13 protein-coding genes are annotated in these 14101 nt (G+C 59.8%); 7 read left to right on the plus strand and 6 right to left on the minus strand.

Going from position 1 to position 14101, the window contains the following annotated elements:
- Positions 1 to 264: 264 nt before the first annotated feature.
- From ACZ25R_RS07900 to ACZ25R_RS07925, 6 genes are all read left to right on the plus strand, one after another.
- Positions 265 to 2115 carry an ABC transporter ATP-binding protein gene (locus tag ACZ25R_RS07900; protein WP_472460651.1) on the plus strand — a complete coding sequence of 617 codons (1851 nt, stop codon included), beginning with the start codon at positions 265 to 267 and terminating at the stop codon, positions 2113 to 2115.
- Between the two features lie 179 nt (positions 2116 to 2294).
- The gene (locus ACZ25R_RS07905; RefSeq protein ID WP_472460652.1) at positions 2295 to 4145 is read left to right on the plus strand and encodes an ABC transporter ATP-binding protein; all 1851 of its coding nucleotides are present in this window, start codon (positions 2295 to 2297) and stop codon (positions 4143 to 4145) included.
- Positions 4146 to 4380: 235 nt separating this feature from the next.
- Positions 4381 to 4944: a ubiquinol-cytochrome c reductase iron-sulfur subunit gene (petA, locus tag ACZ25R_RS07910; RefSeq protein ID WP_105732026.1), complete on the plus strand. Its 564-nt coding sequence runs from the start codon at positions 4381 to 4383 to the stop codon at positions 4942 to 4944.
- Positions 4945 to 4965: 21 nt separating this feature from the next.
- A complete protein-coding gene (locus tag ACZ25R_RS07915; RefSeq protein WP_346306282.1) occupies positions 4966 to 6264 on the plus strand; it encodes a cytochrome b in 1299 nt (432 codons plus the stop codon).
- A gap of 20 nt (positions 6265 to 6284) precedes the next feature.
- The gene (locus ACZ25R_RS07920) at positions 6285 to 7154 is read left to right on the plus strand and encodes a cytochrome c1 (protein ID WP_472460653.1); all 870 of its coding nucleotides are present in this window, start codon (positions 6285 to 6287) and stop codon (positions 7152 to 7154) included.
- A 113-nt stretch (positions 7155 to 7267) separates the two neighbouring features.
- A complete protein-coding gene (locus ACZ25R_RS07925) occupies positions 7268 to 7813 on the plus strand; it encodes an adenine phosphoribosyltransferase (RefSeq protein WP_464661347.1) in 546 nt (181 codons plus the stop codon).
- 20 nt (positions 7814 to 7833) lie between these two features.
- Here ACZ25R_RS07925 and ACZ25R_RS07930 read toward each other — a convergent pair whose 3' ends face one another.
- The 5 genes from ACZ25R_RS07930 to ACZ25R_RS07950 form a co-directional block, all read right to left on the minus strand.
- Positions 7834 to 8304 (minus strand): MaoC family dehydratase, encoded by a 471-nt coding sequence (locus ACZ25R_RS07930; RefSeq protein WP_472460654.1) that lies wholly within the window; start codon positions 8302 to 8304, stop codon positions 7834 to 7836.
- Entirely contained in the window at positions 8301 to 8771 is a 471-nt protein-coding gene (locus tag ACZ25R_RS07935) for a MaoC family dehydratase (protein ID WP_464661345.1), read from the minus strand. The genes ACZ25R_RS07930 and ACZ25R_RS07935 overlap by 4 nt, the downstream gene beginning before the upstream one ends.
- Positions 8772 to 8981: 210 nt before the next feature.
- On the minus strand, positions 8982 to 10085 hold the full coding sequence (gene ychF / locus ACZ25R_RS07940; RefSeq protein WP_288192688.1) for a redox-regulated ATPase YchF: 1104 nt from the start codon (positions 10083 to 10085) through the stop codon (positions 8982 to 8984).
- A 12-nt stretch (positions 10086 to 10097) separates the two neighbouring features.
- Positions 10098 to 10811, minus strand: coding sequence for an aminoacyl-tRNA hydrolase (pth, locus tag ACZ25R_RS07945; protein ID WP_472460655.1), 714 nt, complete (start codon positions 10809 to 10811; stop codon positions 10098 to 10100).
- Positions 10812 to 10837: 26 nt separating this feature from the next.
- Positions 10838 to 11476 (minus strand): 50S ribosomal protein L25/general stress protein Ctc, encoded by a 639-nt coding sequence (locus ACZ25R_RS07950; protein ID WP_223612577.1) that lies wholly within the window; start codon positions 11474 to 11476, stop codon positions 10838 to 10840.
- Between the two features lie 272 nt (positions 11477 to 11748).
- Between ACZ25R_RS07950 and chrA the strand changes: the two genes are divergently transcribed.
- Positions 11749 to 13056, plus strand: coding sequence for a chromate efflux transporter (gene chrA / locus ACZ25R_RS07955; RefSeq protein WP_472460656.1), 1308 nt, complete (start codon positions 11749 to 11751; stop codon positions 13054 to 13056).
- Here the strand turns inward: chrA and ACZ25R_RS07960 are convergent.
- On the minus strand, positions 13053 to 13985 hold the full coding sequence (locus tag ACZ25R_RS07960) for a ribose-phosphate pyrophosphokinase (protein ID WP_223612579.1): 933 nt from the start codon (positions 13983 to 13985) through the stop codon (positions 13053 to 13055). The two genes, chrA and ACZ25R_RS07960, sit on opposite strands and share 4 nt — an antisense overlap.
- Positions 13986 to 14101: the final 116 nt, after the last annotated feature.

Genomic DNA, 14101 nt, shown 5'->3' on the forward strand with positions numbered 1-14101 from the left:
TGAATTTTTCCGACTTCTTCCAAACCGGATGGCTTCTCCCGATGAAGCCGTGCCCGGTGTCGTTGGCGGTCTTGTGTCTGTTCTTTCCGCGTAGTTTTCTTCTCTGACACAAGTCGCAATCGTCCCATGGTTGGCGTTTGCATGTTTGTCTTTCTCTGTTTCCATCATGCTCCGGCAACCCAAGCGCAGTAACCGCCACGCTGCGTCGGAATCATTTTCGTCTCGCATGTCATGCCGAGACCGTCGCCCGAAAGAGGTTTGATAATGTTTCGCTGGTTTGAAAAAAGGCTTGAGGCGTTTCCATCCGCCGAGCCCAGTGAGCCACCCAAGACACTGGTTGCATTCTGTTTGCACTACACGCGCGGCGTCTGGCCATGGCTCGCCGTCATGGCGGTATGCACGGCGTCGATCGCCGTCCTTGAAGTGTCGATGTATGCCTTCATGGGCAATGTCGTCGACTGGCTGTCCAACCAGTCCCGTGAAACCTTCATTGCGCAGGAAGGCTGGAAGCTGGCACTGCTTGCCGGTGTCGTGCTGATCGTCATGCCCGGCATCGTGCTGCTCGACTCGCTGGTCATTCACCAGACCCTGCTGAGCAATTACCCCATGCGCATCCGCTGGATGGTGCATCGCTATGTCGTCCGTCAGTCCATGACGTTCTTCCAAGACGAGTTTGCCGGGCGGATTTCCACCAAGCTGATGCAGACATCGCTCGCCGTGCGCGAGGCGGTGATGAAGCTGCTCGACGTCCTGAACTATGTGATCGTCTATTTCAGCGGCACGCTGATCATCGCCGCCGCTGCCGATCTGCGTCTCATGGTGCCGTTCCTGATGTGGCTGGCCGCCTATGTCGGGCTGATGTGGTATTTCATCCCGAAGCTGCAGGTGGCGTCCAAGGCGCAGGCGGATTCGCGCTCGTCGATGACGGGCCGTATCGTCGACAGTTACACGAACATCGCCACGGTCAAGCTCTTCTCCCATTCCAAGCGGGAAGAGAACTATGCCCGCGAGGGAATGGAGGAGTTCCTGTCCACCGCCTATACGCAGATGCGCATGGTGACGGGATTCCATGTCACGCTCTATGCGATGAACTGCCTCCTGTTGTTCTCGGTGAGCAGCATCGCGATCTGGCTGTGGCTCGGTTCGGCCATTTCCGTTGGCGCCGTGGCCGTGGGTATCGGCCTTGTGCTGCGTCTCAACGGCATGTCGCAATGGATCATGTGGGAAATGTCGGCGCTGTTCGAGAATATCGGAACGGTGGAAGACGGCATTACCTCCATCTCGCTGCCGCGCCTTGTCACGGATGTTCCCAATGCGCCGGAACTGGCCGTCAGCGCCGGTGCGATCCGCTTCGAGGCTATCGGTTTCCACTACGGCAAGGGTGCGGGCGTCATCGACAGGCTGTCCCTCGACATCCGTCCTGGCGAAAAGATCGGGCTGGTCGGACGGTCGGGTGCGGGCAAGTCGACGCTCGTCAACCTGCTCCTGCGGTTCTACGATCTGGAGAGCGGCCGTATCACCATCGATGGCCAGGATATCGCCAAGGTGAAGCAGGACTCGCTGCGCGAGCATATCGGCATGATCACGCAGGATACCTCGCTGCTGCACCGCTCCATCCGCGACAACGTGCTGTATGGCAGGCCCGATGCTTCGGAAGAGCTGATGCGCCAGGCCGTGCAGAATGCGCAGGCGGAGGCGTTCATCGAGGCGGCGTCCGATCCCAAGGGACGGCGCGGGTTCGATGCGCATGTGGGCGAGCGGGGCGTCAAGCTCTCGGGCGGCCAGCGCCAGCGTATCGCCATTGCCCGGGTCATGCTGAAGGACGCACCGATTCTCATCATGGACGAGGCAACCTCCGCGCTTGATTCGGAAGTGGAAGCGGCCATCCAGGACAATCTTTACCGGCTGATGCAGGGAAAGACGGTCATTGCCATCGCGCACCGCCTGTCCACCATTGCGGCGCTCGACCGCCTCGTGGTGATGGACAAGGGCAGGATCGTGGAAAGCGGCAGCCATGAGGAATTGATTGCCGCCGACGGCATCTACGCCAACCTCTGGGCCCGGCAGTCCGGTGGCTTCCTCGGGCTGGATGACGAGCAGGAAGCGGCGGAATAGCTGCCTTCAACAGTCCCGCTGCACCAATGCTTCCCGGTTCCGCCGGGGAGCATTTTTCTTTGCCGGGAAATATCTGAATGAACTTTAATTTGACCGGCGAGGGGACTCGCTCAAGAGTATTCTTTCAGTCGCGCGCTGCACGTCTGACCCTGAAAGGCTGCTGATCCGATGTGCACCGCATGAGAAATATCTTCCGTCTGTTCGAAAGCTGGATCGATCCTTATGCCGCACCGCCGGCGGATCATGTGCCGTCGCGGCCGTTCCCGTTCATCTGGTTCTATGTCCGGCAGGCCAAGGCCGCGTTCTTAGCGGTGCTGGTGCTGGGCGGGCTGGTCGCGCTGACGGAAGCGGGCCTGTTCTGGTTTCTCGGCGGGCTCGTCGATATTCTGGCATCGGTCAACCCGGCAAAGGGCTGGCAAGGCCTGATGCAGGATCACGGCACGCCGCTTCTGCTGATGCTGGCGGGTGTCCTGATCGCCCGGACGATCATCCTGACGCTGTCGGCGCTGGTCGAGGAGCAGACCGTCGTGCCGGGTTTCTTCAATCTGGTGCGCTGGCAGGCGCATCTGCACACCTATCGCCAGAGCCTCGCCTTCTTCCAGAATGACTTTTCAGGCCGCATCGTCACCAAGGTCTGGGCGACCGGGCAGGCGGTCGGCGATTTCATGATGACGCTTCTGCAGGCCATCTGGATCTGCATCGTCTACAGCGTCACCACCATCGCGCTGATCGGCGACCTTGACTGGCGGCTGGCGACGATCGTCATCGTCTGGCTCGCTGCGTTCAGCTTGATCGCCCGCTATTTCCTGCCGCGCGTGCGCCGGGCCGCGGCGGAAACAGCCGAAGCGAGTTCGGTCGTCACGGGTCGGCTCGTCGATGGTTACAGCAATATCCAGACGCTCAAGCTGTTCGGCAGTGCGGAACGCGACGACGCCTATATGCGGCAGGGCATGCAGCGCTGGCTCGATGCCATCATTCCGCTGACGCGCGGCCTGAGCGGCATCCGCATTGCGCTCGGCGCAACCAGCGGTGTGATGATCTGCGCCGTGGCGATTGTTTCCATCGATCTGTGGTTGAAGTCGGAGATATCACCCGGTGCAATCGCCTTCACCCTCGGCCTTGTCCTGCGGTTGAGCATGCTTTTGGGGCGGACCATGGCCAACCTCAATGGCCTTTTGCGCAATTACGGTACCATCCAGAATTCGATGGAACTGCTGGCGCGGCCGGTCACCGTTGTCGACAAACCCGGTGCAGCACAGCTTGCGGTACCTGCCGGCGCCATCCGTTTCGACAATGTGCAGTTTCACTATGATCGCTCGAAGCCGGTCTTCGACAATCTGTCGCTGAACATTCTTCCCGGCGAAAAGGTCGGGCTTGTCGGACGTTCCGGTGCGGGCAAGTCCACCCTTGTCAACCTGCTCCTGCGCTTTTACGACGTGCAGGCCGGGCGCATTCTGATCGACGGACAGGACATTGCGGAGGCAACGCAGGACTCGCTGCGCGCGCATATCGGCATGGTAACGCAAGACACCTCGCTGCTGCATCGCTCCGTGCGCGACAACATCCTGTACGGCCGTCCCGAGGCATCCGATGAACTGATGCGGCAGGCCGTGGAGAATGCGCAGGCCGACACCTTCATTGCCGCCTTGACCGATCCCAAGGGCAGGCGGGGCTTCGATGCCCATGTGGGCGAGCGCGGCGTCAAGCTGTCCGGCGGCCAGCGGCAGCGCATCGCCATCGCGCGGGTCATGCTGAAGGACGCACCGATTCTCATTCTCGACGAGGCGACGTCGGCGCTCGATTCGGAAGTGGAAGCGGCGATCCAGGACAATCTCTACCGGCTGATGCGCGGCAAAACCGTCATCGCCATCGCGCACCGCCTGTCGACCATCGCTGCGCTCGACCGGCTTGTGGTCATGGATGGCGGACGCATTGTCGAGAGCGGCAGCCACGACGCGCTGATCGCCGCCAATGGGCTCTACGCCGGACTTTGGGCGCGCCAATCCGGCGGCTTTATCGGGCGCCTGTGAGGCCGCTGCGAAAATGCAAACAGATTCATGGCCAAAGAGTGGAAAAGGTGTGGCGACTTATCCCTGCGACATCCTGCCCTTGTGGCTCTGTCAGGCTGGACAAGCTCATGCGACATGCTTAGAAACCACGCAATATGCTGGGGAATCCGCGAGGCTCATTCTATGGGCCAGTCGTGTATTGTGGTGACAAAGTGGACTCTCCTGCTGCGTTGTTATTCGGAAAGGAACAGGCCCCGTGAGCGCACACGATACGACCGAGCCGACACGGCGTGACTTCCTCTATATTGCGACAGGTATGGCCGGTGTGGTCGGAGCGGGAGCCTTTGCATGGCCCTTCATCGACCAGATGAGACCGGACGCATCCACGCTGGCAGTCTCGTCCATCGAAGTTGATGTTTCAGCGCTGACACCGGGCATGTCCCTGACGGTCAAATGGCGCGGTAAACCCGTTTTCATTCGCAATCGTACGCCGAAGGAAATCGAGGATGCCAAAAACGTCCAGCTGAGCCAGCTCAAGGATCCGATTGCGCGTAACGCCAATCTGCCGAGCGATGCCCAGGCGACCGATGCGGATCGCGGTGCAGGCAAAGGCAAGGAAAACTGGCTGGTCATGATCGGCGTGTGCACCCATCTGGGTTGCATTCCGCTCGGCCAGCAGGGGGATTTCGGCGGCTGGTTCTGCCCATGCCACGGCTCGCAATACGATACTGCCGGGCGCATCCGTTCCGGTCCCGCACCGGAAAACCTGCCCGTCCCGCCACTTTCATTCATTTCCGACACCGTCATCAAGATCGGCTAAGGTTCCAGGGGGAGACACGACATGAGCGGTGGACATTCATCCTATACGCCGAACACAGGTATCGAAAAATGGGTCGATGCGCGACTTCCGTTGCCGCGTCTGATCTATGATTCATTCGTTGCCTATCCTGTTCCGCGCAATCTCAACTACGCCTATGCCTTCGGTGGCATTCTGGCGATCATGCTGGTGGCGCAGATCATCACCGGTGTCGTTCTGGCCATGCATTATGCGGCTGAGACGGGACTGGCATTCAACTCCGTTGAAAAGATCATGCGCGACGTGAATTCGGGCTGGCTGCTGCGCTACCTGCATTCCAACGGCGCATCGATGTTCTTCCTTGCGGTCTGGGTGCATATTTTCCGCGGGCTCTACTACGGTTCCTACAAGGCGCCGCGCGAGCTGCTGTGGATTCTCGGCGTGATCATCCTTCTCCTGATGATGGCGACCGCCTTCATGGGCTACGTCCTGCCCTGGGGCCAGATGTCCTTCTGGGGTGCAACCGTCATCACCGGCTTCTTCACGGCGTTTCCGATCATCGGCGACCCGATCCAGCAGCTGCTGCTCGGCGGTTTTGCCGTGGATAATCCGACCCTCAACCGCTTCTTCTCGCTGCATTACCTGCTGCCCTTCATGATTGCCGGTGTTGTTATCCTGCACGTCTGGGCCCTGCACGTGACCGGCCAGACCAACCCGACCGGTATTGAAGTCAAGTCGAAGACGGACACGGTGGCGTTCACACCCTATGCAACCATCAAGGATGCATTTGCGCTGTCGCTCTTCCTGATCCTCTTTGCCTACTTCGTCTTCTACATGCCGAACTACATGGGCCATCCGGACAACTATATCCCGGCTGACTCGCTGAAGACGCCAGCCCACATCGTTCCTGAATGGTACTTCCTGCCGTTCTACGCGATGCTGCGCGCCATCACCTTCAACATCGGACCGATCAACTCGAAGCTCGGCGGCGTTCTGACCATGTTCGGTTCGATCGCGATCCTGTTCATCGTGCCATGGCTCGATACATCGAAGGTGCGTTCGGCCGTCTATCGTCCCTGGTACAAGCTGTTCTTCTGGATCTTCGTTGCCAATGCCATCATGCTCGGCTGGCTCGGTTCGCGTCCTGCCGAAGGCATCTACACGATCCTTTCGCAGCTCGGCACAGCCTTCTACTTCGGCTTCTTCATCATCATCATGCCGTTGCTCGGCCTGATCGAAACGCCGCGCCGCATACCAAACTCGATTACCGAAGCTGTGCTTGCCAAGACCAAGAGCGGCGGTCAGCCCGCGGGTGTTGCGGCAGCTCCGGAAACCAAAGGCTGAGAAACGTGAAGGACTCTCCGATGAAAAAAATCCTCCTCGGTCTCGCAGCTGCCGGTCTCGGTTCCATGCTGGCTTTCGGCGGCGGTGCGTTTGCGGAAGAAGCAGCCCACAATGCTGCTGAGCCGACGCACTTCCCGATCAAGCATCCGGAACAGATGAAGTGGTCCTTCGCCGGCCCCTTCGGCACCTATGACAAGCAGCAGCTTCAGCGCGGTCTGAAGATCTACAAGGAAGTCTGCTCCGCCTGCCATTCGATGAAGCTGGTAGCTTTCCGTTCGCTTTCGGAACTCGGTTACAGCGAAGCGCAGGTCAAGGCATTCGCCGCGGAATATGAAGTGAAGGACGGCCCCAATGCGGAAGGTGAGATGTTCACCCGTAAGGCTATTCCGGCTGATCATTTCCCGGCGCCGTTCGCCAATGAACAGGCAGCGGCTGCCGCCAACAATGGTGCCGCTCCGCCCGACTTCTCGCTGATCGCCAAGGCCCGTGCCGTCGAGCGCGGCTTCCCGCAGTTCCTGATCGACATCTTCTGGGGACAGTATCAGGAAGGCGGACCAGACTATATTCACGCGCTGCTGACCGGCTTCGGCGAAACACCGCCGGAAGGCATGAAGATCCCCGAGGGAACGCACTACAACCCTTACTTCATCGCCGCAAAGTCATTGGCCATGGCCCAGCCGTTGCAGGATGGCCAGGTGACCTATGATGACGGTTCGCCGCAGACACTGGCGCAGTATTCGAAGGACGTATCGGCATTCCTGATGTGGGCCGCTGAACCGCACCTGGAAGACCGCAAGAAGACCGGCTTCCGCGTCATGATCTTCCTTGTTCTGTTTGCGGGTCTCCTCTACGTCGCCAAGCGCCGTATCTGGGCCGACATCGAACATTGATCGGCTTCTGACTATATCTGATCCGGAAAGGGCGCCTTGCGCCCTTTTCTTTTGCGGTGGTGGTCTATTAAACTGCACCGCTGTGCGCCTTGCAGGCACAAAGGAGTGACGACATGGATTCAACGCTGAAGCAGACGCTGGTGAATGCCATTCGGAATATCCCCGATTATCCCAAACCCGGCGTCATGTTTCGCGACATCACGACCCTGCTTGGCGATGCACGCGCCTTTCGCCGGGCCGTCGATGAACTGGTCCATCCCTATGCGGGCGGCAAGGTCGACAAGGTTGCCGGTGTGGAAGCGCGCGGCTTCATCATCGGCGGCGCCATGGCGCACCAGCTGTCCTCCGGTTTCGTGCCGATCCGCAAGAAGGGCAAGCTGCCGCATGACACGGTGCGCATTGCCTACAGCCTGGAATATGGCGTCGATGAAATGGAGATGCACCGGGATGCCATCGTGCCGGGCGAGAAGGTCATTCTCGTCGATGACCTGATCGCAACGGGTGGCACGGCCGAAGCTGCGGTGAAACTGTTGCAGCAGATGGGCGCCGACATTGTCAGCGCCTGCTTCATCATCGATCTGCCTGATCTGGGCGGGCGCAGGAAGCTCGAAGCGCTCGGCGTCAACGTGCGCACGCTCGTTGCCTATGAAGGCCACTGAGGGCCTTCTGCGACCCTGTACTAGGCCAATCCAATCAACGCGGCGCTGTTGAACTCCAGGACCTTCTGTTCGTTCTGGTTATAGGCTGCGGATGACATCTGCATCATCGCCCAGCCGGGGCGGGATTGCAGCGCGCGAAAACCGTTCAGCGTCCGGGTGAAGCGGATCGTGTCCCCGGCATAAACAGGCTTCAGCCATTTCAGGTTTTCAAAGCCGGGCGAGGGGCCGAATTGCGGCGGCGTTTCGCCCCGCTCCATGGCCGCCTTGATCTGGCGTTTCATGTCCTCGACATTCAGCCGCATCCAAATGGCCGTCGTATGCCAGCCGGAGGCGCACAGTGCCCCGAAATTGCTGTGCCTGGCCGCTTCCGGATCGACGTGGAAACGCTGCGGATCGTACTTCCTGGCAAAGGTGACGATCTCTTCCGCGGTGAATGTGTGCGTGCCGAGATCGCGTTCGATCCCGATAAGGGCGGTGAGGGCTGCACTCATGCTGCGGCGGGCTCCCGCAATGTGAACATGCCCGTGTTCTGCAGTTCGCAGACCACTTCGCCATGCTGGTTGGAGATGGCGTGGTGCAGCACGATGAAGCCGAGGTCCGGCTTGGATTTGGATACGCGCCGTTCGATGACCGTGCTCTTGCCGGTCAGCGTGTCCCCGGCAAGAACCGGCTTTTTCCACTTGGCGTAGTCGATGCCCGGCGCACCCTGCGATGTGGAATCGAGGAGATAGGCATCACACATCATGCGCATGAACATGGAAACCGTGTGCCAGCCGGAGGCGGCAAGGCCGCCAAGGATGCTGGCTTTTCCGGCAGCCTCGTCCAGATGGAAGGGCTGGGGATCGAACTGGGTGGCGAAATCGATGATTTCACCGGCTTCGACGGATTTCGCGGGGAGCAGCCATTCGCTGCCGACCGTGAAATCCTCATAGGCATATCGGGGGGTGTAGTCGCTCATGCCACCATAATAGGCATGAGCGCTTTTGGTTCAAGAGGCCGATTGCATCTGCATCGTGCGTGGTTCGACAAGCTCACCATGAGGGATGTGGTTTGGCTGCAAACTCATGGGAGGCATTGCAGGATACAGCTCCCTGCAATCCTCACCCTCCCGCATGGTGAGCTTGTCGAACCACGCACCACAGTGGTGTCAGACTAACGAGTCTCGATTCTAGGTATTGAAACGGAACAGCATGATATCGCCGTCCTGCACCACATATTCCTTGCCTTCGTCGCGCGCCTTGCCGGCTTCCTTGGCGGCGACTTCGCCGCCGAGGGTGACATAGTCATTATAGGCGATGGTCTGCGCGCGGATGAAGCCGCGCTCGAAATCCGTGTGGATGACGCCGGCGGCCTGCGGTGCCTTGGAGCCGCGTTCAACGGTCCAGGCGCGGGCTTCCTTCGGTCCCACGGTAAAGTAGGTGATCAGGTGCAGCAGCTTGTAACCGGCACGGATCAGGCGATCGAGACCGGGCTCGTCCAGGTTCATCGCGTCCAGATATTCCTTGGCCTCTTCATCGGGCAACTGTGCAACCTCGGCTTCGATGGCAGCGGAGATCGTCACCGTCTCGGCGCCCTGGGCCGTTGCCATTTCCTCGACGGCTTCCGTGTGTTCGTTGCCGGTTGCCGCATCGCTTTCGGCGACGTTGCAGACGTAGAGCACGGGCTTTGAGGTGAGGAGATTGAGGCCCTGCAGAATGAGGAGGTCGTCAGGCGCAATGCCGTTCAGCATGAAGCGGACCGGCTTGCCGCCCTGCAGCAGGGAGAGTGCCTGCTCCATGACGGGTAGAACGGTGAGGGCTTCCTTGTCCTTGACGCTGGCGCGCTTGCGGAACTGCACGATGCGGCGTTCAAGACTGTCAAGGTCGGAAAGCATCAGTTCCGTCTCGACGGTTTCCGCGTCGGAGACGGGGTCGATCCGGCCTTCGACGTGGGTGATGTCGTCATCTTCAAAGCAGCGCAGGACGTGCACCACGGCGTCGACTTCGCGGATGTTGGCAAGGAACTGGTTGCCGAGGCCTTCACCCTTGGATGCGCCGCGCACGAGGCCGGCGATATCGACAAAGCTGATACGGGTCGGAACGATGTTGGCCGATTTGCCGATCTTGGCGATGGCCTGCAGGCGCGGATCAGGCACGGCAACTTCGCCGGTGTTCGGCTCGATGGTGCAGAACGGATAGTTTGCAGCCTGTGCGGCAGCTGTCTTGGTCAAGGCGTTGAAAAGCGTCGATTTGCCGACATTGGGCAAGCCAACGATGCCGCATTTGAAACCCATAATCTGCGATCCTTATTCTTTCTTGCCGAAGAGCTTGTTCAGCATGTCGGCCATCGGGCCGGTTTTTGGAATGTTGACGTTCGGCTTGGCCGGACGCGCCTGCCGGATATGGCTTTGACCCACCGGTTTTGCAACCGGATTCGGCTCGCTCCTGTGGCCGCTGCCGGTGGCGAGCGCCACACGGTTCATGAACCCGGCATCGTCCTGCTTAACGAGCAAACCCGTATTGTCGGCGATTGCCCCGAGAATGGGTTCGACCCATTCCCCGTCCGCCTTGGAAAAATTGCCGAGGACATGGTGTGTCACCATCTCCTTGACGCCGGGATGACCGATCCCGACACGAATGCGCCGGTAGTCCTTGCCGCAATGGGCATCGATGGACTTGATGCCGTTGTGCCCGCCCGAACCTCCGCCCGTCTTCACGCGCAGCTTGCCCGGCGGCAGATCCAGTTCGTCATAAATGACGACGAGATCGCCTAGCGCCAGCTTGTAGAAGCGCATGGCCTCGCCAACGGACTGGCCGGACAGATTCATGAACGTCTGGGGTTTGATCAGAATGACCTTTTCGCCGTCGATCGTGCCGTCGGCGATCAGGGCCTGGAACTTCTTGGTCCAGGGAGAAAAACGATGGCGACGGTGTATTTCATCCGCCGCCATGAAACCGATATTATGCCGGTTTGCAGCATATTGGGAGCCGGGATTGCCAAGACCTGCGATGAGCAGCACGGTGCCATAGCTCCCAATAGAGACGATTACTCGCCGTCTTTTTCTGCCGTTTCAGTGGTCTCGGCTGCTGCCTCAACGGTCTCGTCTTCTGCAGCGAGAACAGCCGGAGCGGCAATCGTGGCAATGGTGAAGTCACGATCGTGGATAACCGACGTTACGCCCTTCGGCAGTGTAACAGCGGAAATGTGGATCGAGTCACCGATCTGCAGGCCGGTCAGATCGATTTCGATCGCATCCGGGATTGCATTTGCCGGGGCATGCAGTTCGACATCGTGACGAACGATGTTGAGAACGCCGCCGCGCTTGATGCCTGGGGACAGTTCTTCGTTGAGGAAGTGAACAGGGACGTTCACGTTCACAACCGACTTTGCCGACACACGCAGGAAGTCAACATGCACTGGCTTGTCGCTGACCGGATCGAGCTGGAAGTCCTTGGGAAGGACCTGAATGGTCTTGCCATCCAGCTGGATGTTCGCGATCGTCGTCTTGAAGCCGCCGCCGTGAATCTTGTAGTAGAGTGTCTTGTAGTCGAGGGTAATCGAGATTGGTGCCTGCTTGTCACCATAGATGACTGCTGGCACTTTACCGTTGCGGCGAATTTCCCGGGAGGACCCCTTACCAACCCGTTCGCGCGCCTCGGCCTTGAGCTCGTATGCTTCGCTCATGGCATTTCCTTTCGAGGTTCAAATCTGGAGTGTTTTCCGGGTTGTCTGCAAAGAAAGCCCAAAAAACATGAAGCGGTCGCATGGCCATCCGGAACCGGATGAAATGACCGCCCCATTCCGCGTTGCCTCCAAGGGTGTCTACGCGGATGGCGGCTCTATAACGGAAAGAGACGCCATGTGCAAGTTTGTTGCTTGACCGGTATGCCGGGAAAGTCTGTCATTCCACCGTCATGGGCGCTGTTTAGGGCGGGACAACGGAACAGGGACGGGCAATGGCCGGGACAATAGCGCTGGAACAGCAAAAAATCGAGGCGCGCGACGCGTTTTATACCTTCGGCAAGATCGGCCTTCTGTCCTTCGGCGGTCCGGCCGGACAGATCGCGATGATGCACCGCGTGCTGGTCGATGAAAAGCAGTGGATCAGTGAGGAACGCTTCCTGCATGCGCTGAATTTCTGCATGCTGCTGCCCGGTCCCGAAGCGATGCAGCTTGCCACCTATCTCGGCTGGCTGTTTCACGGGGTGAGGGGCGGTGTTGTCGCCGGGCTTCTGTTTATCCTGCCGGGCGCGTGCGTGATGCTGGCGCTGTCGGCGCTTTATGTCAGTTTCGGGCAGGTTCCCGTCGTCGAAGGGCTGCTGTTCGGTCTGAAAGCGGCCGTGCTGGCGATTGTGCTCGAGGCCCTGATCAAGGTCGGCAAGCGCGCTCTGACCGACTATCCCGCCTATGGCATCGCCGTTTGCGCATTTGTCGCCATTGCCCTCATCAAGATGCCGTTCCCGCTGGTCATTCTGATCGCAGGGCTTTTCGGCTTTGCGCGCTATCGCCTGACCAACAGAGTGTCCCCTTTATTGCCGGACAGAACCATTGCCGAACCCGCGGCGCGCGGCGCTTTCCAGTCCGCCCTGGTGTGGACCATGCTCTGGCTGGGACCGCTTTTGTCCCTGGTGGCGGGGCTGGGACAAAACAATGTCTTTGCCGCCGAAGCAGCGTTCTTCTCCAAGATGGCCGTAGTCACCTTCGGCGGCGCCTATGCGGTACTGGCTTATGTGGCGCAGCAGGCGGTGGACTATTATGGCTGGCTCAAACCGGACGAAATGCTCACCGGGCTGGGGTTGGCTGAAACCACGCCCGGACCGCTCATCCTGGTGCTGGCCTTTGTCGGTTTCGTCGGCGGCGCGCGCCTGTCCGGCTTCGATCCGCTCACCGGCGGGCTGCTGGGTGGGCTGACGGCGCTGTGGTTCACCTTCGCACCATGTTTTCTGTGGATTTTTGCCGGTGCGCCGTTTGTCGAGCGGCTGCGCCATGTCGGCTGGCTGAAAGCCTCGCTGGCGGCGATCACCGCCGCCGTTGTCGGTGTCATCGCCAATCTTGCCGTATGGTTCGGCCTGCACGTGCTGTTTGGTGCGTTTCAGGATAGGCTGCTTGGCCCGCTGCATCTGCCGGTACTGGACCTCGCCGCCTTTGACTGGGCGGCGGCAGCCATAGCGTTGGGAGCGGCAGTCGCTCTGATTGCGCTGCGCTTCAACATGCTTGTTGTGCTGGGACTGGCAGCGCTGGCCGGAATTGCGCTCCGGCTCTAGTCGAACAGGCTGGAAACCGATTCTTCCGAGGCTGTGCGCGAAACCGCTTCACCGATCAGATCGGAAATCGACAGGACACGGATATTGTGCGCCGCTTCGATGGCCGGTGTCGGCTGGATGGAGTCGGTGATCACCAGTTCCTTCAGCTTCGAGCCGGCAATACGGGCGACCGCACCGCCGGAAAGCACGCCGTGGGTGATATAGGCGGTGACGCTGGTGGCACCCTTGGCAAGAAGCGCTTCGGCCGCGTTGCACAATGTGCCGCCGGAATCGACGATATCGTCGAACAGCAGGCAATCCTTGCCGGTGACTTCACCGATAACGTTCATGACTTCCGATTCACCGGGACGGTCGCGGCGCTTGTCGACGATGGCAAGCTGCGCGTCGATGCGCTTGGCCAGCGAACGGGCACGAACCACACCGCCGACGTCGGGCGAGACGACCATGACATTCGATGTGCCGTAATGGGCGCGGACATCGCGGGCGATGACCGGAACGGCATAGAGATTGTCGGTCGGAATATCGAAGAAGCCCTGGATCTGGCCGGCGTGCAGATCGAGCGTCAGCACGCGGTTTGCACCGGCTTCGGTGATCAGATTGGCAACCAGCTTGGCGGAGATCGGGGTGCGCGGACCGGGCTTGCGGTCCTGGCGGGCATAGCCGAAATAGGGAAGGACTGCGGTGATGCGCTTTGCCGAGGACCGGCGGAAGGCATCGATCATGATGAGCAGTTCCATCAGGTGATCATTGGCCGGGAAGGAGGTCGACTGCATGACGAAGACATCTTCGCCGCGCACGTTTTCCTGGATCTCGACAAATATCTCCTCGTCGGCGAAGCGCCGGACGCTGGCCTTTCCAAGCGGAATATTGAGATATTTGGCGACAGATTCAGCGAGAACGCGATTGGAATTGCCCGCGAATAGTTTCATGCCCGTATTTTCCCCGGTGCCAGCCAAGTGAAGGATATGCCGGGCCTTTTACTGTGCCTGACGCACATTGCAAGCGGGCAGGGCAGATTCATGCACAGTTCCTCGCTAATATCGCG

This window comes from Phyllobacterium sp. RCAM01083 (genome assembly GCF_055685835.1).